Annotated in this window: 23 protein-coding genes; 19 read left to right on the forward strand and 4 right to left on the reverse strand. The window is 71.6% G+C overall.

What is annotated here, in order from left to right:
* Nucleotides 1-85: 85 nt before the first annotated feature.
* Nucleotides 86-1,066 (reverse strand): hypothetical protein, encoded by a 981-nt coding sequence (locus tag ACWGH4_RS08175; RefSeq protein WP_453457244.1) that lies wholly within the window; start codon nt 1,064-1,066, stop codon nt 86-88.
* A gap of 56 nt (nt 1,067-1,122) precedes the next feature.
* Here ACWGH4_RS08175 and ACWGH4_RS08180 point away from each other — a divergent pair, with 56 nt between their 5' ends.
* The 4 genes from ACWGH4_RS08180 to glmM all read left to right on the forward strand — a co-directional run bounded on the left by ACWGH4_RS08180 (nt 1,123) and on the right by glmM (nt 5,507).
* Entirely contained in the window at nt 1,123-2,745 is a 1,623-nt protein-coding gene (locus tag ACWGH4_RS08180) for an ABC-F family ATP-binding cassette domain-containing protein (RefSeq protein ID WP_159688541.1), read from the forward strand.
* A gap of 262 nt (nt 2,746-3,007) precedes the next feature.
* Entirely contained in the window at nt 3,008-3,451 is a 444-nt protein-coding gene (gene rplM / locus ACWGH4_RS08185) for a 50S ribosomal protein L13 (RefSeq protein WP_005313471.1), read from the forward strand.
* A 42-nt stretch (nt 3,452-3,493) separates the two neighbouring features.
* Nucleotides 3,494-4,012 carry a 30S ribosomal protein S9 gene (rpsI, locus tag ACWGH4_RS08190; RefSeq protein ID WP_453457248.1) on the forward strand — a complete coding sequence of 173 codons (519 nt, stop codon included), beginning with the start codon at nt 3,494-3,496 and terminating at the stop codon, nt 4,010-4,012.
* A gap of 136 nt (nt 4,013-4,148) precedes the next feature.
* Entirely contained in the window at nt 4,149-5,507 is a 1,359-nt protein-coding gene (gene glmM, locus ACWGH4_RS08195; protein WP_441265759.1) for a phosphoglucosamine mutase, read from the forward strand.
* A 95-nt stretch (nt 5,508-5,602) separates the two neighbouring features.
* Here the strand turns inward: glmM and ACWGH4_RS08200 are convergent, their stop codons facing one another.
* Nucleotides 5,603-6,550 carry a DUF389 domain-containing protein gene (locus ACWGH4_RS08200; RefSeq protein WP_453457252.1) on the reverse strand — a complete coding sequence of 316 codons (948 nt, stop codon included), beginning with the start codon at nt 6,548-6,550 and terminating at the stop codon, nt 5,603-5,605.
* 11 nt (nt 6,551-6,561) lie between these two features.
* Nucleotides 6,562-7,557, reverse strand: a complete 996-nt coding sequence (coaA, locus tag ACWGH4_RS08205; RefSeq protein ID WP_005313463.1) for a type I pantothenate kinase — start codon at nt 7,555-7,557, stop codon at nt 6,562-6,564.
* 171 nt (nt 7,558-7,728) lie between these two features.
* On the opposite strand from coaA, the gene ACWGH4_RS08210 reads away from it, so the two are divergent.
* The 10 genes from ACWGH4_RS08210 to ACWGH4_RS08255 all read left to right on the forward strand — a co-directional run bounded on the left by ACWGH4_RS08210 (nt 7,729) and on the right by ACWGH4_RS08255 (nt 18,095).
* Nucleotides 7,729-8,763, forward strand: a complete 1,035-nt coding sequence (locus ACWGH4_RS08210; protein WP_453457256.1) for an ATP-binding cassette domain-containing protein — start codon at nt 7,729-7,731, stop codon at nt 8,761-8,763.
* Nucleotides 8,760-9,572 carry an ABC transporter permease gene (locus ACWGH4_RS08215; protein WP_453457259.1) on the forward strand — a complete coding sequence of 271 codons (813 nt, stop codon included), beginning with the start codon at nt 8,760-8,762 and terminating at the stop codon, nt 9,570-9,572. Before ACWGH4_RS08210 ends, ACWGH4_RS08215 begins: the two co-directional genes overlap by 4 nt.
* A 130-nt stretch (nt 9,573-9,702) precedes the next feature.
* Nucleotides 9,703-10,470 carry a hypothetical protein gene (locus ACWGH4_RS08220; protein WP_453457262.1) on the forward strand — a complete coding sequence of 256 codons (768 nt, stop codon included), beginning with the start codon at nt 9,703-9,705 and terminating at the stop codon, nt 10,468-10,470.
* Nucleotides 10,471-10,540: 70 nt separating this feature from the next.
* On the forward strand, nt 10,541-12,388 hold the full coding sequence (glmS, locus tag ACWGH4_RS08225) for a glutamine--fructose-6-phosphate transaminase (isomerizing) (RefSeq protein ID WP_453457265.1): 1,848 nt from the start codon (nt 10,541-10,543) through the stop codon (nt 12,386-12,388).
* Between the two features lie 7 nt (nt 12,389-12,395).
* Nucleotides 12,396-12,764 (forward strand): holo-ACP synthase, encoded by a 369-nt coding sequence (locus ACWGH4_RS08230; protein ID WP_453457268.1) that lies wholly within the window; start codon nt 12,396-12,398, stop codon nt 12,762-12,764.
* A 439-nt stretch (nt 12,765-13,203) separates the two neighbouring features.
* Nucleotides 13,204-14,646 carry an NAD(P)H-hydrate dehydratase gene (locus ACWGH4_RS08235; protein ID WP_453457271.1) on the forward strand — a complete coding sequence of 481 codons (1,443 nt, stop codon included), beginning with the start codon at nt 13,204-13,206 and terminating at the stop codon, nt 14,644-14,646.
* Between the two features lie 112 nt (nt 14,647-14,758).
* On the forward strand, nt 14,759-15,958 hold the full coding sequence (alr, locus tag ACWGH4_RS08240) for an alanine racemase (protein ID WP_453457274.1): 1,200 nt from the start codon (nt 14,759-14,761) through the stop codon (nt 15,956-15,958).
* Nucleotides 15,959-15,970: 12 nt separating this feature from the next.
* Nucleotides 15,971-17,221: an alpha/beta fold hydrolase gene (locus tag ACWGH4_RS08245; protein WP_453457277.1), complete on the forward strand. Its 1,251-nt coding sequence runs from the start codon at nt 15,971-15,973 to the stop codon at nt 17,219-17,221.
* Nucleotides 17,193-17,717, forward strand: coding sequence for a tRNA (adenosine(37)-N6)-threonylcarbamoyltransferase complex ATPase subunit type 1 TsaE (gene tsaE / locus ACWGH4_RS08250; RefSeq protein ID WP_441265768.1), 525 nt, complete (start codon nt 17,193-17,195; stop codon nt 17,715-17,717). The genes ACWGH4_RS08245 and tsaE overlap by 29 nt, the downstream gene beginning before the upstream one ends.
* Nucleotides 17,718-17,876: 159 nt before the next feature.
* On the forward strand, nt 17,877-18,095 hold the full coding sequence (locus ACWGH4_RS08255) for a hypothetical protein (RefSeq protein WP_453457281.1): 219 nt from the start codon (nt 17,877-17,879) through the stop codon (nt 18,093-18,095).
* Nucleotides 18,096-18,144: 49 nt separating this feature from the next.
* Here the strand turns inward: ACWGH4_RS08255 and ACWGH4_RS08260 are convergent, their stop codons facing one another.
* Nucleotides 18,145-18,684 carry a hypothetical protein gene (locus tag ACWGH4_RS08260; protein WP_453457312.1) on the reverse strand — a complete coding sequence of 180 codons (540 nt, stop codon included), beginning with the start codon at nt 18,682-18,684 and terminating at the stop codon, nt 18,145-18,147.
* 144 nt (nt 18,685-18,828) lie between these two features.
* Here ACWGH4_RS08260 and tsaB point away from each other — a divergent pair, with 144 nt between their 5' ends.
* From tsaB to ACWGH4_RS08285, 5 genes are all read left to right on the forward strand, one after another.
* A complete protein-coding gene (gene tsaB / locus ACWGH4_RS08265) occupies nt 18,829-19,482 on the forward strand; it encodes a tRNA (adenosine(37)-N6)-threonylcarbamoyltransferase complex dimerization subunit type 1 TsaB (RefSeq protein ID WP_453457284.1) in 654 nt (217 codons plus the stop codon).
* Nucleotides 19,483-19,580: 98 nt separating this feature from the next.
* Nucleotides 19,581-20,045, forward strand: a complete 465-nt coding sequence (gene rimI, locus ACWGH4_RS08270; RefSeq protein ID WP_441265771.1) for a ribosomal protein S18-alanine N-acetyltransferase — start codon at nt 19,581-19,583, stop codon at nt 20,043-20,045.
* A complete protein-coding gene (tsaD, locus tag ACWGH4_RS08275) occupies nt 20,038-21,138 on the forward strand; it encodes a tRNA (adenosine(37)-N6)-threonylcarbamoyltransferase complex transferase subunit TsaD (RefSeq protein WP_453457286.1) in 1,101 nt (366 codons plus the stop codon). The genes rimI and tsaD overlap by 8 nt, the downstream gene beginning before the upstream one ends.
* Nucleotides 21,135-21,392, forward strand: a complete 258-nt coding sequence (locus ACWGH4_RS08280; RefSeq protein WP_453457289.1) for a hypothetical protein — start codon at nt 21,135-21,137, stop codon at nt 21,390-21,392. The genes tsaD and ACWGH4_RS08280 overlap by 4 nt, the downstream gene beginning before the upstream one ends.
* Nucleotides 21,393-21,499: 107 nt before the next feature.
* Entirely contained in the window at nt 21,500-21,856 is a 357-nt protein-coding gene (locus tag ACWGH4_RS08285) for a YciI family protein (RefSeq protein ID WP_453457292.1), read from the forward strand.
* The last annotated feature ends 31 nt before the right edge of the window (nt 21,857-21,887 follow it).

Raw genomic sequence — 21,887 nt, forward strand, 5'->3', positions numbered from 1 at the left:
GGTGGCGCCCGCCCCCTTCTGCGTACCGGTCAGGCGGGGCGGGGTGCCGTCAGCGCGGCCTGTGGCGCGCCGCCCGCCGACAGGGCTATCCGGCCGGGGCGGAGGCCGCCGCGGAGGCCTGTGCCTCGCCGCGGCGGACGATCTGGCGGAACGTGAACTCGCCCAGGTCGTCGCCGGTCTGGAAGGCCTTGGTGTCCTGCTTGGTGACGGACTTGGCCTGGGTGTAGCCGGTGGTCGTGAAGTAGGCGTAGCGGCCGTAGGCGTTGAAGGTGGAGCGGCACACCGGGCCGCCCTTGCAGAACGCCGGCACGCCCGCGCCCGGCAGCGGCACGACGCTGCCCGACGCCTGCTGGAGGGCCTTCTTCGCCTTGGCCTCGTTCTCGAAGGTGGCGACGGCGATCGTGACCGCGATGCCGTCCTTGCTGTAGGTGGCGCGGAAGACCTGCTCGCAGCCGTTGCTTTCGAGGGCGGTCGCCAGGGCGCCCTTGACGGCGGAGGCGCAGTTGCCGGTGCGCGCCAGCGCGCCCTTGTCGTAGACGCGGTCGCCCATCGTCAGCTTCTTGCCGGGGAACAGCGTCTCGGCGCTGAGCGGGAGGGTGTCCTTCTTGCGCTCGGAGATGAAGTCCTTCGGGTTCGGCGGCGGCAGCGGCGCCACGGAGGAGAAGGACGGCTCCGGCGCGGTGGTGTTCTGCGGCAGGTCCGGCGGGGCGGGAAGTTGGCTGCTGCTCTTGTCGGAGGCGGTGCCGTCGCCGTCCTTGTTGGAGGAGACGATCGCGGTGGCGACGGCGCCGGCTATGAGCGCGGTCGCCAGTGCCCCGCCGCCGACCATGAGCCAGCGCCTGCGGCGGGCACGGGCGGCCGAGGCGTCGGCGAGCGCGGCCCAGTCGGGGGTGCCGTCACTGCCCGATCGGCCGCCGAGCGGATCGAAGGAGTCCTGCCCGTACTGGTCCCGACCGTACTGGCCCGGTCCCTGGCCGTACTGGTTCTGTCCGAACTGGCCCTGGTTGTACGGGTTCTGGTCCTGTCCGCCGGACCCCCACTGTGGTCCCCCCTGCCCGAAGCTCATGCCGCGCATCCTAAACCTGTTGGGCGGGGCCGGTCCCGGCAGTCAGAATCGGCCCCATGGGACATGTAGAGGCCGCGCATCTCGAGTACTACCTGCCGGACGGGCGTCCGCTCCTCGCCGACGCCTCGTTCCGGGTCGGCGAGGGCGCGGTGGCGGCGCTGGTGGGGGCCAACGGCGCCGGCAAGACCACGCTGCTGCGGCTGATCGCGGGGGAGATCCAGCCGCACGGCGGTTCGGTGAGCGTCAGCGGCGGACTCGGCGTGATGCGGCAGTTCGTCGGCTCGGTGCGCGACGAGCGCACCGTCCGCGATCTCCTGGTGTCCGTGGCGCAGCCGCGGATCAGGGAGGCGGCGGCCGCGGTGGACTCCGCGGAGCACGCGATCATGACGGTCGACGACGAGGCCGCGCAGATGCGGTACGCGCAGGCGCTGAGCGACTGGGCGGAGGCGCGCGGGTACGAGGCGGAGACCGTCTGGGACATGTGCACCACGGCGGCGCTCGGGATGCCGTACGAGAAGGCGCAGTGGCGTCAGGTGCGGACGTTGTCCGGGGGCGAGCAGAAGCGGCTCGTGCTGGAGGCGCTGCTGCGCGGCCCCGACGAGGTGCTGCTGCTCGACGAGCCGGACAACTATCTGGACGTGCCCGGCAAGCGCTGGCTCGAGGACCGGCTGAAGGAGACCCGTAAGACCGTTCTGTTCGTCTCCCACGACCGGGAGCTGCTGGCCAGGGCCGCGGAGCGGATCGTGGCGGTGGAGCCGGGGCCGGCCGGGTCGGACGTGTGGATCCACGGCGGTGGCTTCGCCACGTTCCACGAGGCGCGGCGGGAGCGCTTCGCGCGCTTCGAGGAGCTGAAGCGGCGCTGGGACGAGGAGCACGCCCGGCTGAAAGCGCTGGTGCTGCGGCTGCGGCAGCAGGCGGCGAACAGCCCGGACATGGCTTCGCGGTACCGGGCGATGCAGACCCGCTTCAAGAAGTTCGAGGAGGCCGGCCCGCCGCCGGAGCCGCCGAGGGAGCAGGACATCAGGATGCGGCTGCGGGGCGGACGCACCGGTGTGCGCGCGCTCACCTGCAAGGGGCTGGAACTGTCCGGTCTGATGAAACCCTTCTCGCTGGAGGTCTTCTACGGGGAGCGGGTGGCGGTCCTCGGTTCCAACGGATCGGGCAAGTCCCACTTCCTGCGGCTGCTGGCGGGCGACGCCTCCGTGGCCCACACGGGGGAGTGGAAACTGGGTGCACGGGTCGTCCCCGGGCACTTCGCCCAGACCCACGCCCACCCCGAGCTGCTGGGCCGCACGCTCGTCGACATCCTGTGGACGGAGCACGCCAAGGACCGGGGCGGGGCGATGTCGGTCCTGCGGCGCTACGAACTGGAGCGCCAGGGCGACCAGCCCTTCGAGAAGCTCTCGGGCGGGCAGCAGGCGCGCTTCCAGATCCTCCTGCTGGAGCTGGCGGGGACCACGGCCCTGCTGCTCGACGAGCCGACGGACAACCTGGACCTGGAGTCGGCGGAGGCGCTTCAGGAGGGACTGGAGGCCTACGACGGCACGGTGCTGGCCGTGACGCACGACCGCTGGTTCGCGCGCTCCTTCGACCGGTACCTGGTCTTCGGCTCGGACGGGGTCGTCCGCGAGACACCGGAGCCGGTGTGGGACGAGCGGCGGGTGGAGCGGGTGCGATAGCCCGCCGGGCAAGGGTTCCGGTGCCCCTGCGCCGGGGGGCCGGGGACCCGTTTTGACCCGCCAGGGGGCAGACAGGTATTCTGCTGGTTCGTTATGCGTATTGGCTTGCTCTATCTCACGTGAGGGGCCCTTACGCCGGTCCACCGGGCCGATGACCAGCGGCAGGCATTCGGGTTGCGTCCCCGCGTGCCGCCAGGGCTGTCGTGATCGTCCGGGTGGCCTTGTCAGGACCACACTCACTGAAGAAGCGAAGGCTACGACCGTGCGTACGTACAGCCCCAAGCCCGGCGATGTCACGCGCCAGTGGCACATCATCGACGCGCAGGACATCGTCCTGGGCCGTCTGGCGACTACGGCAGCGAACCTCCTCCGGGGCAAGCACAAGCCGACCTATGCCCCGCACATGGACATGGGCGACTTCGTCATCATCATCAACGCCGAGAAGGTCCACCTCTCCGGCAACAAGAAGACTCAGAAGATGGCGTACCGCCACTCCGGTTACCCGGGTGGTCTGCGTTCCGTCCGCTACGACGAGCTTCTTGCCAAGAGCCCGGAGAAGGCTGTGGAGAAGGCCATCAAGGGCATGATCCCCAAGAACACCCTGGGCCGTCAGATGCTCTCGAAGCTGAAGATCTACGCGGGCGACCAGCACCCGCACGCTGCTCAGCAGCCGGTCCCGTTCGAGATCACCCAGGTCGCGCAGTAGTTCCGGCCACCCCCTAAGACGAAAAGAAATCTGAGGAGAATCGTGGCCGAGACCACTGTTGAGACCCCTGTCGAGGGCGAAGAGACCTACGCGGAGGTCACCACCTTCGAGTCGGACGCCCCCGTCGAGGGTGAGTACACCACCGAGTCCATGACGTCCCGCTTCGGCGAGCCGCAGCCGGCCGCCGGCCTGGGCCGTCGCAAGAACGCCATTGCCCGCGTCCGGATCGTTCCGGGCACCGGCAAGTGGAAGATCAACGGTCGCACCCTCGAGGACTACTTCCCGAACAAGGTGCACCAGCAGGAAGTCAACGAGCCCTTCAAGGTGCTCGAGCTCGACAACCGCTACGACGTCATCGCCCGTATCTCGGGTGGCGGCGTGTCCGGCCAGGCCGGCGCCCTGCGCCTCGGTGTGGCCCGCGCGCTGAACGAGGCCGACGTGGACAACAACCGCGGCGCCCTCAAGAAGGCCGGCTTCCTCTCCCGCGACGACCGTGCGGTCGAGCGCAAGAAGGCCGGTCTCAAGAAGGCCCGTAAGGCCCCGCAGTACAGCAAGCGCTAAATCGCACGCTGGCCTGCAGACATCCTGTACGGCTTTTCGTTCGCCCCGGCGGCACTCCGTGCTGCCGGGGCGTTCGTCTATCGACTGCCTCGGGCGAACAACGGTTCGAGCATTCAGCATTCTCGGAGGAACAACAGTGGGACGACTCTTCGGTACGGACGGTGTACGCGGCGTCGCCAACGCGGATCTGACGGCGGAGCTCGCGCTCGGCCTGTCGGTCGCGGCGGCACATGTGCTCGCAGAAGCGGGCACGTTCGCGGGCCATCGCCCGACCGCGGTGGTCGGCCGTGACCCCCGCGCATCCGGAGAGTTCCTGGAGGCCGCCGTCGTGGCCGGCCTGGCGAGCGCGGGCGTCGACGTGCTGCGCGTCGGCGTGCTGCCGACCCCGGCCGTGGCGTACCTCACCGGCGCCCTCGGCGCCGACCTCGGCGTGATGCTCTCCGCGAGCCACAACGCCATGCCGGACAACGGCATCAAGTTCTTCGCACGCGGCGGCCACAAGCTCGCGGACGAGCTCGAGGACCGTATCGAGCAGGTCTACGAGCAGCACCGCACCGGTGAGCCGTGGGACCGGCCGACGGGCTCGGGCGTCGGCCGGGTGACGGACTACGACGAGGGCTTCGACAAGTACGTCGCCCACCTCATCGCCGTGCTGCCCAACCGCCTCGACGGACTCAAGGTCGTCCTCGACGAGGCGCACGGCGCCGCCTCCCGTGTCTCGCCCGAGGCTTTCGCGAGGGCAGGCGCGGAGGTCGTCACGATCGGCGCGGAGCCCGACGGCCTCAACATCAACGACGGCTGCGGATCCACGCACCTGGAGCTGCTGAAGGCCGCCGTCGTCGAGCACGGCGCCGACCTCGGCATCGCGCACGACGGCGACGCCGACCGGTGCCTCGCGGTGGACGCGCAGGGCAACGAGATCGACGGGGACCAGATCCTCGCCGTGCTGGCGCTCGCCATGCGCGAGGCGGGAACGCTGCGCGGCAACACCGTGGTCGCCACCGTGATGTCCAACCTGGGCTTCAAGCTGGCGATGGAGCGCGAGGGCGTCGAGCTGGTGCAGACGGCGGTCGGCGACCGCTACGTCCTGGAGGCGATGAAGGCGCACGGCTTCGGCCTCGGCGGCGAGCAGTCCGGCCACGTGATCGTGCTCGACCACGCCACGACCGGCGACGGCACGCTGACGGGTCTGATGCTCGCGGCACGGGTCACGGCGACCGGCCGGACGCTGGCCGACCTGGCCGGGGTGATGGAGCGCCTGCCGCAGGTCCTCGTGAACGTGCCCGACGTGGACAAGTCCCGGGTGCAGACCTCCGCCGAACTGTCGCACGCGGTCACCGAGGCCGAGCGCGAGCTCGGCTCCACCGGCCGGGTGCTGCTGCGTCCCTCCGGCACGGAGCCGCTCGTGCGGGTCATGGTCGAGGCCGCCGACATCGAGCAGGCCCGGTGCGTCGCCGGCCGGCTGGCCGACGTGGTGAAGTCCGCGCTCGGCTGAGCCGCGCCGCAGGAGTGCGTACGCCCGGTCAGGGACCTGTGTCCCGGACCGGGCGTCCGTGTGTCCGCGCCGGTGTCACCCGGTCCGCGTCGGCGTCATCCGGTCGCCACGGCTGCGGCGCGGCGGCGCTTCCTGGCCCAGAAGAACTTCTGCGCCAGCAGGGTCAGCGTCCCGGCCAGCACGATGCCCAGCAGGTTCAGCAGCAGCTGCTCGGTCGAGCCCCAGGCCTGCCCGTAGTAGCTGTAGCTGAAGGCGACTGCCGCGTTCGCCGCTGCGGGCACCGTCGTCACGGAGATGGCGACGCCGACGAGGGCGCCCGACTTCGACGAGGTGAGCGACAGCATCCCCGCGGCCCCGGCCAGCAGGGCGACGACGAAGGAGAACCAGTCCGGGTTGTAGATGAAGCTGGTGTTGGGGCGTTCCGCCTTCAGCTTCGACAGCTCGAAGAGGTTCACGGCGTCCATGAAGTGGCTGAAGCCCACGGTCACCAGCATCGCCGCGGCGAACCCGGCGATCAGTGCCACGAACGACCGCATCGCCAGCCGCGGGGCGCGACGGACCACGGCCGTGCAGAAACCGGCCAGCGGGCCGAACTCGGGACCGACCGCCATCGCTCCCACGATCAGGATCGCGTTGTCCAGCACCACACCGCAGGCGGCGATCATCGTGGCCAGCGTGAGGAACGCGATGTAGGTGACGCTGAGCGTGGACTCCTCGTGCGTGGCGTCCGCCAGATGTTCCCACAGAACCGCGTCCGCGCCCTCGCCGGGCGCGGCCATCTCGGCCCGATCCGCGCGGTGCGACAGCGAGAGGTCGATGTTCTCCACGGCGACCGAGCCGCATTCGTCGATGCCGAGGTCGCGCAGTCCGGCGAGCAACTCGTCACCCGCCTCCCGGGCCACGTCGCACATCACCAGGTCGCCCTGCGGGTCACGGGCGGCGCCGGGGACGACGGCGAGATGTGCCGTGCCCACGGTCTTCTCGAGCAGGGCGAGCACCTCCGCCGTGCGGTCGGCCGGTGTGATCAGACGCAGATGCAGCACGCGGGTGTCTCCTAGAGCTTGCGCAGTGACAGCCGCTGCACCTTGTGGTCCGGGCCCTTGCGCAGCACCAGTGTGGCGCGGCCGCGGGTGGGAGCCACGTTCTCCAGCAGATTGGGCTTGTTGATGGTCCGCCACATGGTGCGGGCGTAGTCGAGCGCCTCCTCCTCGGAGACCTGCGTGTACTTCCTGAAGTAGGAGAAAGGATTCTGGAACGCCGTCTCCCGCAGCTTGCGGAAACGGTTGAGGTACCAGGTCTCGATGTCCTCGGGTCGTGCGTCGACGTACACGCTGAAGTCGAAGTAGTCGGCGAGGCCGACCCGGGTCCGTCCGTCCTTGCCGGGCAGTGCCGGCTGGAGGACGTTCAGCCCTTCGACGATCAGGATGTCCGGGCGGCGCACGGTCAGCCGCTCGTCCGGGACGATGTCGTAGATGAGGTGGGAGTAGACCGGCGCCGTGACCTCGTCCTTGCCGGCCTTGATGTCGGCGACGAAACGGGTCAGCGCCCGGCGGTCGTAAGACTCGGGGAAGCCCTTGCGGGACATCAGCCCACGGGCCTTGAGCTCCTTCATCGGAAGCAGGAACCCGTCGGTGGTCACCAGCTCGACCCGCGGATGCTCGGGCCAGCGCGCGAGCAGGGCCTGGAGGAGCCGGGCGACCGTCGACTTGCCGACGGCCACGGAACCGGCGACTCCTATGACGAAGGGCGTGCCGCGCTGTTCGCCGTGGCCGCCCCCCGCGTCGCCGAGGAACGTGTTGAGAGCGCCGCGGAGGCCGGCGCTGGCCTGGACGTAGAGGTTCAGGAGTCGGGACAGCGGGAGGTAGACGTCCCGCACCTCGTCGAGGTCGATGACGTCGCCGAGCCCACGGAGCTGCTCGACCTCCTCGGCGCTGAGGGGCAGCGGGGTTCTCTCGCGCAGGGCGCTCCACTCCGCGCGGGTGAGGTCGACGTACGGAGTCGACGCGTGCTCGGCCCGGCGGTGGGCGCTTCGTGGCGGCGAAGTGATCACAGGGACATTGTCGTGCGTGCGACTCGGTTATGGGTGGTGTGCTCGGTCACGCGGAGCGGAGCTGCCGCGGCTCCGCGCCGGGTCTCCGCGACGGAATGTCAGTGGCGTGCGTCACAGTTATGGCTGAGGTGGGCGCCGACCCGCGACGTCCGCGGACCCGGAGGTTGTCTCATGACCTATGCGATCCAGGCGGAAGGACTGGTCAAGCGCTTCAAGGACACCGAGGCGCTGGCAGGCGTCGACCTGGCGGCCCGCACCGGCTCGGTGCTGGGCCTGCTGGGGCCGAACGGGGCGGGGAAGACGACTGCCGTACGGATCTTCGCCACACTGCTGACCCCCGACGGCGGCCGGGCCACGGTGGCCGGACACGATGTCGTCCGCGAGGCCGGCGAAGTGCGTTCCCTCATAGGCCTCACCGGGCAGTACGCGGCGGTGGACGAAAATCTCACCGGCACGGAGAACCTGCTGCTCATCGGCCGTCTGCTCGGCCTGCCGAGACGTGATTCCAAGGCACGGGCCGGTGAACTGCTGGACCGGTTCCAGCTCAGCGACGCGGCGGGACGCGCCGTGAAGACGTTCTCCGGCGGCATGCGGCGCAGGCTGGACCTCGCGGCGAGCCTGGTCGGCCGGCCGAGCATCCTGTTCCTGGACGAGCCGACGACCGGCCTCGATCCGCACAGTCGCGGGGAGCTGTGGGACATGCTGCGGGCCCTGGTGGCCGACGGCGCGACCGCGCTCCTGACCACCCAGTACCTGAACGAGGCGGACCGGCTCGCCGACGACATCGTCGTCGTCGACAAGGGCCGGGTCATCGCCGAGGGCACGCCGGACACGCTGAAGTCCGAAGTGGGCGGCCAGGTGCTCCAGGTGAGGCCGGTGGCCCCGGAGGACCTGGCGCGCACCCGCGCGCTGGTGGCGGAGACGGCCGGTTCGCAGACCCAGACGGAGGGCGAGTCGGTCACCGTGCCGGTCAACGACGCGGAGCTTATGCCGGCTGTGGTGCGCAGGCTGGACCGCGAGGGGATAGCGGTGGGCGAGCTGACCCTGCGGCGCTCGTCCCTGGACGAGGTCTTCCTGGCGCTGACCGGGCACCGGGCGGAGCCGGCGCCCGACTCCGGCAGGCCGGACGAGTCCGCCCGCGAGGCGGAAGAGGCCGGCCGGCCTGCCGACGAGAACGAGCGGGAGAAGGCGGTGAGTTCGACATGAGCGCGACGACGATGCCGCTGGCGCCGGGCCGGTCGTCGGGACGGGTGAAACCGCTCGACGGGATCAGGCAGACGTTCACGATGGCCTGGCGCAGTCTTGTGGCGGTCAAGCACAATCCGCTCGAACTGGTCGACTACAGCATCACGCCGATCATGTTCGTCTTCCTGTTCACCTATGTGCTGGGCGGGCAGATGGCCGGCTCCCCGGAGGCGTATCTGAAGTACGCGCTCCCAGGGATCATCGTGCAGAACACCCTGTTCATGACCATATACACGGCCATGGCGTTGAACACCGACCTCACCAAAGGTGTCTTCGACCGGCTGCGCAGCCTGCCCATAGCGCGCTCCGCCCCGCTCGTCGGCCGTATCACCGCGGACCTCACGAAGCACGTGTGGGCGATGCTGCTGATGATCGGTCTCGGGCTGCTCCTCGGCTTCCGCGTGACCGGCGGACTCGGCGGGTTCCTGCTCGGCGCGCTGCTGCTGGTGGTGTTCGCGGCGGCCGTGTCGTGGACCGCCGTGCTCATCGGGATGCTCGCGGGCGACGCGGAGAAGGTGCAGGCGTTCGGCTTCACGCTGATCTTCCCCATCACCTTCACCAGCAGTGCCTTCGTGCTGGTCGAAACGATGCCGGGCTGGCTTCAGGCCTTCAGCGACATCAATCCGGTGACGCATCTGTCGGACGCGTTCCGCGGGCTGCTGCTCGGCGGTCCGGTCGCCGAGCCGGTGCTGTGGTCGCTGGTGTGGGCGGCCGGTATCACCGTGGTCTTCTATCCGCTGGCCATGCGGGCGTACAGGGCGAAGGTGTGAGCCGGGGGTGGCCGGACAGCGGTGTCGGCAGGGCGCGTTATCGTACGGCTCAACAGCAGCGATTCGGGGCGGGACAGGCGTGGGCCGTCGCCTCGGGAGGGGTCGCTGCGATCACGCGAGGACAACGCACATGCGAAGCACCGCTGTACGCCGTACCGCTCTGGCCGCCGCCGCGGCCTCACTGGTTCTCCTGGTCGCCGCCTGCGGTGGCGAGGGCTCCGACGGGGGGACGAACGATAAGGGCAACGGCAAGGGCAAGGACTCCGCTGCCGCGGAGCCCGCGGCCAAGGCTCTGACCGCGGCCGAACTGGACAAGGTCGCGCTCGCCGAGGGTGACGTCAAGGCGCACAAGATCGTGAAGGCCGGTCCGGAGGACGACATCGCGGCCAAGGACGTCAAGACGGACAAGGCCGAGTGCGAGCCGCTGGCCCGGGCACTCGCCGGTACGCCCATGGGCGCGCCGGTCGCGACGGTGAAGCGGAGGGCCACCGCGGAGCCCGACGTGAAGGAAGCCGGCAAGGACGGCGCGATCGAAGGCGCCTTCGACATCACGACGTCGCTGGTCGCGCTCTCGTCCTACGAGGGCGAGGGAGCCGCCGACGCCTTCGCGGCGGTCAAGTCCGCGGGTACGGCCTGCGCCGGTGGCTTCACCCTGACGATGGCCGGCACGGAGCAGAAGATCGTCAAGATGGCCGAGGCCAAGGTCTCGGGCGGCGACGAGGCCGTGGCGTGGACGATGACCGGCGAGCAGGACGGCGAGAAGCTGCCGTTCAACGTGGCCGTCGTGCGCAAGGGCGGCACCTTCGTGTCGTTCTCCTCGTTCAACCTGATGGCTCCCGAGGGCGACCTGCCGCTGCCCACCGCCGTCATCGACGCCCAGGCGGCCAAGCTCGGCTGACCCACCCCGGCCGGCCACCCGCCCGCCCACCTGACCTGCCCGCACGGGTCCGGAACCGTAGGCTGCCGACATGTGCGGAATCGTGGGTTACGTCGGCGGACAGTCGGCGCTCGATGTGGTCATCGCCGGGCTGAAGAGGCTCGAGTACCGCGGCTACGACTCGGCCGGAGTCGCGGTACTCGCCGACGGGGGGCTCGCGGCGGCGAAGAAGGCGGGCAAGCTCGTCAATCTGGAGAAGGAACTGGCGGACCGGCCGCTGCCGAGCGGTTCTACCGGCATCGGCCACACGCGCTGGGCCACGCACGGCGGTCCCACCGACGCCAACGCGCACCCTCACCTGGACAACGCGGGGCGTGTGGCCGTCGTGCACAACGGCATCATCGAGAACTTCGCCGCCCTGCGCGCCGAACTGGCCGAGCGCGGCCACGACCTGGAGTCGGAGACCGACACCGAGGTCGTCTCGCATCTGCTCGCGGAGTCGTTCTCGTCCTGTGGTGACCTCGCAGAAGCGATGCGCATGGTGTGCAGGCAGCTCCAGGGCGCGTTCACGCTGGTGGCGGTGCACGCCGACGAGCCGGACGTGGTGGTCGGTGCGCGGCGCAACTCCCCGCTAGTGGTGGGAGTCGGCGACGGCGAGTCCTTTCTGGCCTCCGACGTGGCCGCGTTCATCGCTCACACACGGTCGGCGATCGAACTCGGCCAGGACCAGGTGGTCGAGCTCCGCCGGGACGCCGTGACGATCACCGGTTTCGACGGGGAGCCCGCCGAGGTGCGGGCCTACCACGTGGACTGGGACGCCTCCGCCGCCGAGAAGGGCGGCTACGACTACTTCATGCTCAAGGAGATCGCCGAGCAGCCCAAGGCGGTCGCCGACACGCTCCTCGGCCGCGTCGACGCGTCGGGGTCGCTGACCCTCGACGAGGTGCGCATCCCGCAGTCCGTGCTGCGTGAGGCGGACAAGGTCGTCATCGTCGCCTGCGGTACCGCCTTCCACGCCGGGATGATCGCCAAGTACGCCATCGAGCACTGGACCCGTATCCCCTGCGAGGTCGAGCTGGCGAGCGAGTTCCGCTACCGGGACCCGATCCTGGACCAGCGGACGCTGGTGATCGCCATCTCGCAGTCCGGCGAGACCATGGACACCCTGATGGCGCTGCGGCACGCCCGTGAACAGGGCGCCAGGGTGCTGGCCATCTGCAACACCAACGGGTCGACGATTCCCCGCGAGTCGGACGCCGTGCTCTACACCCATGCCGGGCCGGAGGTGGCGGTCGCCTCCACCAAGGCGTTCCTGACCCAGCTGGTGGCCTGCTACCTGGTCGCCCTCTATCTGGGCCAGGTGCGCGGCACCAAGTGGGGCGACGAGATCAGGGCCGTCGTCCGTGACCTGGCGCAGATCTCCGGACAGGTGGAGCGGGTACTGGAGACGATGGAGCCGGTGCGGGAGCTGGCGCGATCCCTTGCCGGCAAGAACACAGTGCTCTTCCTGGGACGCCATGTGGGGTATCCCGTGGCGCTGGAAGGCGCGTTGAAGCTCAAGGAGCTGGCGTACATGCACGCGGAGGGGTTCGCCGCGGGTGAGCTCAAGCACGGGCCGATCGCGCTGATCGAGAAGGACCTGCCCGTGGTGGTCGTGGTGCCGTCGCCGCGCGGGCGTTCGGTGCTGCACGACAAGATCGTGTCCAACATCCAGGAGATCCGCGCACGTGGCGCCCGTACGATCGTGATCGCGGAGGAGGGCGACGACGCGGTCGTGCCCTACGCCGACCACCTGGTGCGGATCCCGGCGACGCCGACGCTGCTCCAGCCGATGGTCGCCGCGGTGCCGCTCCAGGTCTTCGCCTGCGAGCTCGCCACGGCCCGTGGCAACGAGGTGGACCAGCCGAGGAACCTGGCCAAGTCCGTGACGGTGGAATGAGCGTCGAATGATCATCGGGGTGGGGATCGACGTGGCTGAGGTGGAACGCTTCGCCGCGTCGATGAAGCGGACACCGGGCATGGCCGAGCGGCTCTTCCTGGAACGGGAGTTGCTGCTGCCGAGCGGTGAGCGCAGAGGCTACGCGTCCCTCGCGGCGAGGTTCGCCGCCAAGGAGGCGCTGGCGAAGGCGCTCGGCGCGCCGGCGGGCCTGCTGTGGACGGACGCGGAGGTGTACGTGGAGGACTCGGGCAGGCCGCTGCTGCGTGTGCACGGCACGGTCGCCGCCCGCGCCGCCGAACTGGGCGTGAGTTCCTGGCACGTGTCGCTCAGCCACGACGCGGGAATCGCCTCGGCGGTCGTGATCGCGGAGGGCTGAGCCGGCGCCGCCGGCCGGGCGTCCGTATCCGGCCGCGACCGGGGCCCGGCGGGCCGTATCTCCGGCCGGGGCCGGGGCCGGGGCCGGGGCCGGGCGTTCCGGGCGGCGGGCCGTGTCTCCGGCCGGGGCCGGGGCCGGGGCCGGGCGTTCCGGGCGGCGGGCCGTGTCTCCGGCAAGGGTGCCTGCCTTGCAGGACGCAACCCCGGCCGGGTGGGTGTTCGGCGCGGCGGCCGTGTCTCCGGCCGGAGCCGGGCCCTGGCGGGCCTAAGCAGGGCCTGGTGTTCGTTGCGGTAGGACGCAACTCCGGCCGGGTGCTCCGCGCGGCGGGACGTGACTCCGGCCCGGCGTTCCGCGCCGCGGGGCGTAACTCCGGTCGCAGGCGGAGCACTTGTGCGTGGTGGTCGCGCGCCGCCGCGCGGGCTGCGGCAGACTCGGGGGCATGCGTACTGCGTACAGCGTGGAGACCGTGAGGCACGCCGAGGCACAGCTCATGGCCCGGCTACCGGAGGGGGCGCTCATGCAGCGGGCCGCCGCCGGACTGGCCGCTGCCTGCGCAGGGCTGCTCGGGCGGGTGTACGGGGCCCGGGTCGTCCTGCTCGTGGGCAGCGGCGACAACGGCGGTGACGCCCTGTACGCAGGGGCCCGGCTGGCGCGCCGCGGCGCCGGGGTCGTCGCCGTGCCGCTCGCCCGCGGCCGCGTCCACGAGGGCGGTCTCGCGGCGCTGCTCGCCGCCGGCGGACGGGTGGCCGACGACCCGTTCGCGGTGCTCGCCTCCGCCGACCTGGTGCTGGACGGGATCACCGGCATCGGAGGACGGGGCGGGCTGCGCCAGGACGCCGTGCCCGTGGCGCGCGCGGCCCGCGGTTCCGACGCCGTGATCGTGGCGGTCGATCTGCCCAGCGGTGTCGAGGCCGACACGGGCAGGGTGCAGGGCGAGGCGCTCCACGCGGACGCGACCGTCACGTTCGGGACGTACAAGCCGGGCCTGCTCATCGACCCGGCCAAGGAGTACGCGGGCACCGTACGGCTCGTCGGTATCGGGCTCGAGGAGCACCTGCCCTCCGTGCCCGCACTGGAGGCGCTCCAACACGCGGACCTGGCCCAGATGTTGCCGGTGCCGGCCGCGGAGAGCGACAAGTACCGTCGCGGAGTCGTCGGGATCGTCGCCGGGTCCGCGCGCTATCCGGGTGCGGCCGTGCTCTCGGTCGCCGGTGCGCTGCGGGGTGGTGCGGGGGCCGTGCGGTACGTCGGCCCGGCCGCCGACGCGGTGATCGCCCGTTTCCCGGAGTGCCTGGTCCACGCCGGTCCCCCCGGGAAGGCGGGCCGGGTCCAGGCCTGGGTCGTCGGCCCGGGGCTCGGCGACGACGCCGGCGTGGTGGAGGAGGTGCTGGCGTCCGACGTCCCGGTGCTCATCGACGCGGACGGCCTGCGCCTGCTGGACACCGCGGCGGTACGGGACCGGGCGGCGCCGACGCTGCTGACCCCGCACGCCGGGGAGGCGGCGGCGCTCCTGGGTGTGGGGCGGGAAGAGGTGGAGGCCTCGCGGCTCGGCTCCGTGCGGGAACTGGCCGCACGGTTCGGCGCCACGGTCCTCCTCAAGGGCTCCACGACCCTGGTCGCCGCGCCCGACGGGGAAGGTTCACCGGTCCGGGTCAACCCGATGGGGTCCTCGTGGCTGGCGACGGCCGGCAGCGGCGACGTGCTCTCGGGCCTGGCCGGTTCCCTGCTGGCCGCCGGTCTCGGCGCGCGCGACGCGGGTTCCGCCGCCGCCTATCTGCACGGTCTGGCGGCCCGTCACGCGGCGGCGCACGGCACGCCGATCACGGCGCTCGAAGTGGCCGAGGCGCTCCCGGCCGCATGGCGGGACGTGAGCGCCGCCTGACGGGGCGCGGCGCGCTCCCGCGAGCCGCCGCGGCCGGGCCGGCGCACCCGAGTGACGCACGCGACCGCCTGCCGTACGGATCCGGCCGTACGGCTCTGAGACACTGGGCGCGATGAGTCACACAGCACCGAGCAGCCGTTCCGCACCACTGCGCGCACGGGCCGAGATCGACCTCGCGGCCCTGCGCGCCAATGTGCGCGCCCTGCGCGCCCGCGCGCCGCGCGCCGCGCTGATGGCCGTCGTGAAGTCCGACGCGTACGGCCACGGCATGCTGCCGTGCGCCCGCGCGGCGCTCGAGGCGGGTGCAACCTGGCTCGGTACGGCCACGCCCCAGGAGGCGCTCGCGCTGCGCGCGGCCGGGGTCGAGAGCCGGATCATGTGCTGGCTGTGGACGCCCGGCGGCCCCTGGCGTGAGGGCATCGAGGCCGACCTCGACATGTCCGTGAGCGGCATGTGGGCGCTGGACGAGGTCACCGCGGCGGCGAAGGCGGCCGGCCGCCCCGCCCGTGTCCAGCTCAAGGCGGACACCGGTCTGGGCCGTAACGGGTGCCAGCCCGCCGACTGGCCCGAGCTGGTCGCCGCCGCCCGTACGGCGGAGGACGACGGGCTCGTCCAGGTCACCGGTCTGTGGTCCCACTTCGCCTGTGCCGACGAACCGGGTCATCCCTCGATCGCCGCCCAACTCGCCGTCTTCCGCGACATGGTGGAGCACGCGGAGAAGGCCGGCATCGAGCCCGAGGTCCGGCACATGGCCAACTCCCCGGCGACGCTCACGGTCCCCGAGTCGCACTTCGACCTCGTCCGCACCGGCATCGCGATGTACGGCATCTCGCCCTCCCCGGAACTGGGCACCCCGGCCGACTTCGGGCTGCGGCCCGTGATGACGCTCGCCGCGTCCGTCGCGCTGGTCAAGCACGTTCCCGCCGGCCACGGCGTCAGCTACGGCCACCACTACGTCACGGACGGCGAGACGACCCTCGGGCTGATCCCCGTGGGCTACGCGGACGGCATCCCCCGGCACGCTTCCGGCCGCGGCCCGGTCCTGGTCGCGGGCGAGTGGCGGCGGGTGGCCGGACGGGTCGCGATGGACCAGTTCGTCGTCGATCTCGGCGGGGCGACGGTTCCGGAGGGTACGGAGGCCGTCCTGTTCGGTCCCGGCGACCGGGGCGAGCCGACCGCCGAGGACTGGGCCCGGGCGGCGGACACGATCGCGTACGAGATCGTCACACGGATCGGGACCAGGGTCCCGCGCGTCCATCTGAACGAAGGCCCAGAGGAACACGCCCACGACTCCCACGACTCCCACGACTAGGAGAGCGGCACGGTGAGCGAGACCGGTACGGGGGACGCGGCCGAGGCCGCGGTCGAAGCCGCGGCGGCAGCCGTGGCTTCGGACAGCTGGCGTCGCGCGGGCTTCGCGGGAGCGGCGATAGGCGTGGTCGCCGCCGGTGCCGCGGCAGGCGTCGCGCTGGAGCGGCTGACCGTCGGCCGCGGGATGCGCAGGAAGGCACGTCTCGCGCTCGACGCGTCGGGTCCGTACGGCGCCCTGCGCGGCACACCCGGGCAGGCCCTCGCCGACGACGGCACCGCCCTCTACTACGAGGTGGACGAGGTCGACCCCGAGGCCGCCGCGCCGCGCCGCCGCAGGCTCTTCGGGCGCAAGGCGCCGGCTCCCGTCACCGTCGTCTTCAGTCACGGCTACTGCCTCAGCCAGGACTCGTGGCACTTCCAGCGCGCCGCGCTGCGCGGTCTGGTCCGTACCGTCCACTGGGACCAGCGCAGCCACGGCCGGTCGGGCCGGGCCTCGGCGCAGGCCGGATCCGGCGGCCTGCCGGTGACGATCGACCAGCTGGGCCGGGACCTGAAGGCGGTCATCGACGCGGCGGCCCCCGAGGGACCGCTGGTGCTGGTCGGCCACTCCATGGGTGGCATGACGATGATGGCGCTCGCGGCCCACGATCCCGAGCTCGTGCGGGAACGCGTGGTGGCGGCGGCGTTCGTGGGCACGTCGTCCGGGAAGCTGGGCGAGGTCAGTTACGGGCTCCCGGTGGCCGGGGTGAACGCGGTACGGCGGGTCCTGCCGGGCGTGCTGCGTGCGCTGGGCTCGCAGGCCGAGCTGGTCGAGCGGGGCCGCCGGGCCACCGCGGACCTCTTCGCCGGGCTGGTCAAGCGGTACTCGTTCTCCTCGAAGGACGTCGACCCGGCCGTCGCCCGGTTCGCGGAGCGGATGATCGAGTCGACGCCCATCGACGTGGTCGCCGAGTTCTACCCGGCCTTCGCCGAGCACGACAAGGCCGAGGCGCTCGCGGTGTTCCAAGGACTTCCGGTGCTCGTCCTCGCGGGTGACAAGGACCTGGTCACCCCGAGCACGCACAGCGAGGCGATCGCGGACCTGCTGCGGGAGAGCGAACCGGCGGCCGAGCTGGTCATCGTGCCGGACGCGGGCCACCTGGTGATGCTGGAGCATCCGGAGGCTGTCACGGACCGCCTCGCGGACCTTCTGGTGCGGGCCGGAGCGGTGCCGGCAGCGGCTACCGTTGGTCGGTATGGAAGCACCGCACAGCCCGGCGGCTGAGACCGCCGCCGCCGCTCGGGCCCGACTGACGGTCGACTCTCCCGAGGAGATGCAGAACCTGGGCCGCAGCCTCGCGAAGCTGCTGCGCCCCGGTGACCTTGTGATGCTCACGGGCGAGCTCGGCGCCGGCAAGACGACGCTGACCCGTGGCGTCGGGGAGGGCCTCGGCGTCCGTGGCGCGGTCACGTCCCCGACGTTCGTCATCGCCCGTGTCCACCCGTCGCTGACGGGCGGCCCGGCACTGGTTCACGTCGACGCGTACCGCCTGGGCGGCGGCCTCGACGAGATGGAGGACCTCGACCTCGACGTCTCGCTGCCCGAGTCGGTGGTGGTCGTGGAGTGGGGCGACGGCAAGGTCGAGGACCTGTCGGAGGACCGGCTGCATGTGATCATCGACCGGGTGGTGGGGGACACGGACGACGACCGCCGTGTCGTGACCCTGGTCGGGTACGGGGCCCGCTGGGCGGACACGGACCTGGCTGTGGCCGCCGCCTAGGGACGGCCCCGGTTCCGGGGCCGGATGTCTCGGAAATCCGTGTGTTCCGACAAGACGTCGGGAAAATGTTGCGCCTGCGACGCCGCGCGTGATGACATGGTACCGAGTCCTGGTTAGGTCTACCTAACCTCGCCTGCCCACGGAGCCCAGGAGGCGTCCATGCCGGCATCGGAGCGCGAAGCCCAGTCACGTCAGCAGCCGTCCAGGCCCACACCGGCGAAGCCGCTGCCGTCGGCCGTGTCGATGCGGGACCTGCTGGCGTCCTGCGCCGCGGCCAGCGCCGTATCCACCCCGCCCCGCGACAGCGAGACGGCCCGCGACAGCGAGGCGCACCGCCCCGGCACGCACGGCCCGGGGGCCCACCGGGACGCCGCCTGATTCGCACGGGGTCGTACGCGATCACCCGTACGGGTAACGGCGGTGCGGGCTACGGAACGACGACCACCTTGGAGCCGATCGTCGCGAAGACCCACATCGCGTCACCGTCGGCACGCGTCATCCGCACGCCGCCCGTCTTCTTCTTCGGGTCGGGGCTGGCCATCGAGCCGTTGACCGCCGCGCTGAAACCGACGGGCACGCCACCCTCGTTGGCGAAGCGCACCACATGCTCGACCGGCACCCCGTCGGAGCCGGGCACATTGCCCGACCGTGAGGTGACCTTGTAGGAGCCGGGCTTCGGGCTGATCGTGGAGGGCATGACCTCGAAGGTCCGGCCGGCCTTGCCGTTCGCGTTCACGAGCCACACCCGCCGGTCGCCGAGCGCGTACACGACGCGCATCCCCGTGCCGGAGCCGGCCGGGACCGCCAGCGGGTCCCGCGGCTTCTGGGACGCGGCGGCGCCGGGAGTCGTCGCGGAAGGGGCGGCGTTCGGCGGCTTCGACGCGGCGAGATCGTCGGGGACGTCCGCCGCCGCCTGATAGGCGAGGAATCCGACGACGGCCAGCGCGGCCGCCGTGAGCCCGGCCACGAATCCCGAGCTGCTCCGTGCCACCCTGCCCACCTCTTGGATGCGTGTGTGTTACCGAATACCTGTGCTCGTGGTGACGGTAGCACCGAGGCTCCGTTCGACGGTGCCGCCATGGCCCCCTCGCCGGAGCCGTAGGCTGTTTGCGTGCTCTTGCTCGCCATGGATACCGCCACGCCCGCCGTCACCGCCGCCCTCCACGACGGCTCCTCCGTCCTCGCGGAGTCCAGCAGTGTGGACGCGCGCCGCCACGGAGAACTGCTGCTGCCCGCCGTTGACCGGGTCCTCGCAGAGGCCGGGGTGAAGCTCGACGCCGTCACCGGCATCGTGGTCGGTGTCGGCCCCGGACCGTACACGGGACTGCGGGTCGGTCTGGTCACCGCCGCGACGTTCGCCTCCGCGCTCGGCGTACCGGTGCACGGGGTCTGCACGCTGGACGGTCTCGCCCACGCGGCCGGTCTCGACACCCCCTTCGTGGTGGCGACCGACGCCCGGCGCAAGGAGGTCTACTGGGCGCGGTACGAGAACGCCCGCACCCGTACGACCGACGCGGCCGTCGACCGCCCCGCCGACATCGCCGGCCAGGTCGCGGGACTGCCCGCCGTCGGCGCGGGTGCGCTGCTGTACCCGGAGACGTTCGCGGACGCCCGCGGCCCCGAGCACGTGAGCGCCGCGTCGCTCGCCGCGCTGGCGGCCGAGAAGCTGCGGGCGGGCGAGGAGTTCCTGCCGCCCCTGCCGCTGTACCTGCGCCGCCCCGACGCGCAGGTCCCGAAGAACTACAAGGTGGTCACCCCCAAGTGAGCGCCGCCCACCCTCCCCCAGAGCTTCGCCCGGGAGGTGCCCCCACCGACAGCCGTCCCTCATCGACACTGAGCGGCGGCCTTCCTGAATTGCGTGAGATGCGCTGGTGGGACCTGGAGCCGGTGCTGGAGCTCGAGAACGAGCTGTTCCCCGAGGACGCCTGGTCGCCCGGCATGTTCTGGTCCGAACTCGCGCACTCCCGGGGCCCGCAGGCCACCCGCCGCTACGTGGTGGCCGTGGACGAGGACGGCCGGATCGTCGGCTACGCGGGCCTCGCGGCCGCCGGCGGTCTCGGCGACGTACAGACCATCGCCGTCGACCGCGGCCAGTGGGGCACCGGCCTCGGCTCCCGGCTGCTGACCGACCTGCTCCAGCACGCCACCGCCTTCGAGTGCGACGAGGTGCTCCTCGAAGTGCGGGTGGACAACACCAGGGCCCAGAAGCTGTACGAGCGATTCGGCTTCGAGCCCATCGGATTCCGCCGCGGCTACTACCAGCCCGGCAACATCGACGCCCTCGTCATGCGACTGACCGTACAAGGAACAGAGACCTCTGATGGCTGACGAACCGCTCGTACTCGGTATCGAGACCTCCTGCGACGAGACCGGCGTCGGCATCGTCCGCGGCACGACCCTGCTCGCCGACGCGGTCGCCTCCAGCGTCGACGAGCACGCCCGGTTCGGCGGCGTCGTGCCCGAGATCGCCTCGCGCGCCCACCTGGAGGCGATGGTCCCGACCGTCGAACGCGCGCTGAAGGAGGCGGGCGTCAGCGCCCGCGACCTCGACGGCATCGCGGTGACGGCGGGGCCCGGCCTCGCCGGCGCGCTGCTCGTCGGCGTCTCCGCGGCGAAGTCGTACGCCTACGCCCTCGGCAAGCCGCTGTACGGGGTGAACCACCTCGCCTCCCACATCTGCGTCGACCAGCTCGAACACGGCCCGCTGCCCGAGCCGACGATGGCGCTGCTCGTCTCCGGCGGCCACTCGTCGCTGCTTCTCGCGCCCGACATCACCGCCGACGTACGGCCCATGGGCGCGACGATCGACGACGCCGCCGGCGAGGCGTTCGACAAGATCGCGCGCGTGCTGGACCTGGGCTTCCCCGGCGGTCCGGTGATCGACCGGCTGGCCAAGGAGGGAGACCCGGCGGCGATCGCCTTCCCGCGCGGCCTGAGCGGCGCCAAGGACCCGGCGTACGACTTCTCCTTCTCCGGCCTGAAGACGGCCGTGGCCCGCTGGATCGAGGCCAAGCGCGCCGCCGGCGAGGAGGTGCCGGTGCGGGACGTGGCGGCCTCCTTCCAGGAGGCGGTCGTCGACGTACTGACGCGGAAGGCCGTACGCGCCTGCAAGGACCAGGGCGTGGACCATCTGATGATCGGCGGAGGAGTCGCCGCCAACTCGCGGCTGCGTGCCCTCGCCGAGGAGCGCTGCGAGCGGGCCGGCATCCGGCTGCGCGTCCCGCGGCCGAAGCTGTGCACGGACAACGGCGCCATGGTCGCCGCCCTGGGCGCGGAGATGGTCGCCCGCAACCGGCCCGCCTCCGACCTGGACCTGTCCGCCGACTCGTCGTTGCCCGTGACGGAGACGCATGTGCCCGGCAGGCAGCGGCACGACCACGACCACGTGCACGAGGTCAGCAAGGACAACCTGTACTCATGACCGTCGTGGCGATGATGTGGGAGGCCCGTGCCGTCGAGGGCCGGGGCGCGGAGCTGCTGGAGTGGGCCCGCGCCCGGGAGCTCGCACGCGAGCCGCTGCGCCGGGAGACGCTGCGGGCGAGCGGGGACCGGGTGCTCGTCATCACCTGGTGGGAGGCGCCGGGGACGGACGCCGACCTGCCGGAACTGCCCGAGCCGGCGGCCGATCTGATCACCCGCCCGGTTCACCGCTGGCGTTTCGAATCGCTCGGCTGAGATTTCTCGGAAAAACTTCGGCGAGTGTGTCGATCGGCGTCCTGCCCGTTCGACGCATGGGTGAGAGGCGGGGAACGGCCCCGTACTCACGAACCGAGGAGTTCACCATGCCGCGCTTCATGTCGCTGATCCGCATCGAGGAGAACCAGATCCCCGAGGACGAGTTCCCCGAGGGCTTCGACAAGAAGATGGGCGCCCTGCTGGAGGAGATGACGAAGGCGGGCGTCATGCTGGACACCGCCGGGCTCGTGCCCACCTCCGACGGCACCCGCGTGAACTGGTCCGGCGGCAGGATCTCCTACACCGACGGGCCCTTCACCGAGACCAAGGAGGTCGTCGGCGGCTACGCGATCGTCCAGTGCAAGGACAAGGCGGAGGCCGTCGAGTGGGCCAAGCGGTTCCTCGAGATCCACCCCGCGGAGTGGAACGTCGCCTGCGAGGTCCGCGAGATCCAGGAGGGCTGACCGCGGGCCGTGCTTGCCCGCCGTTCGCACC

The sequence above is a fragment of the Streptomyces sp. NPDC054847 genome (assembly GCF_053610925.1).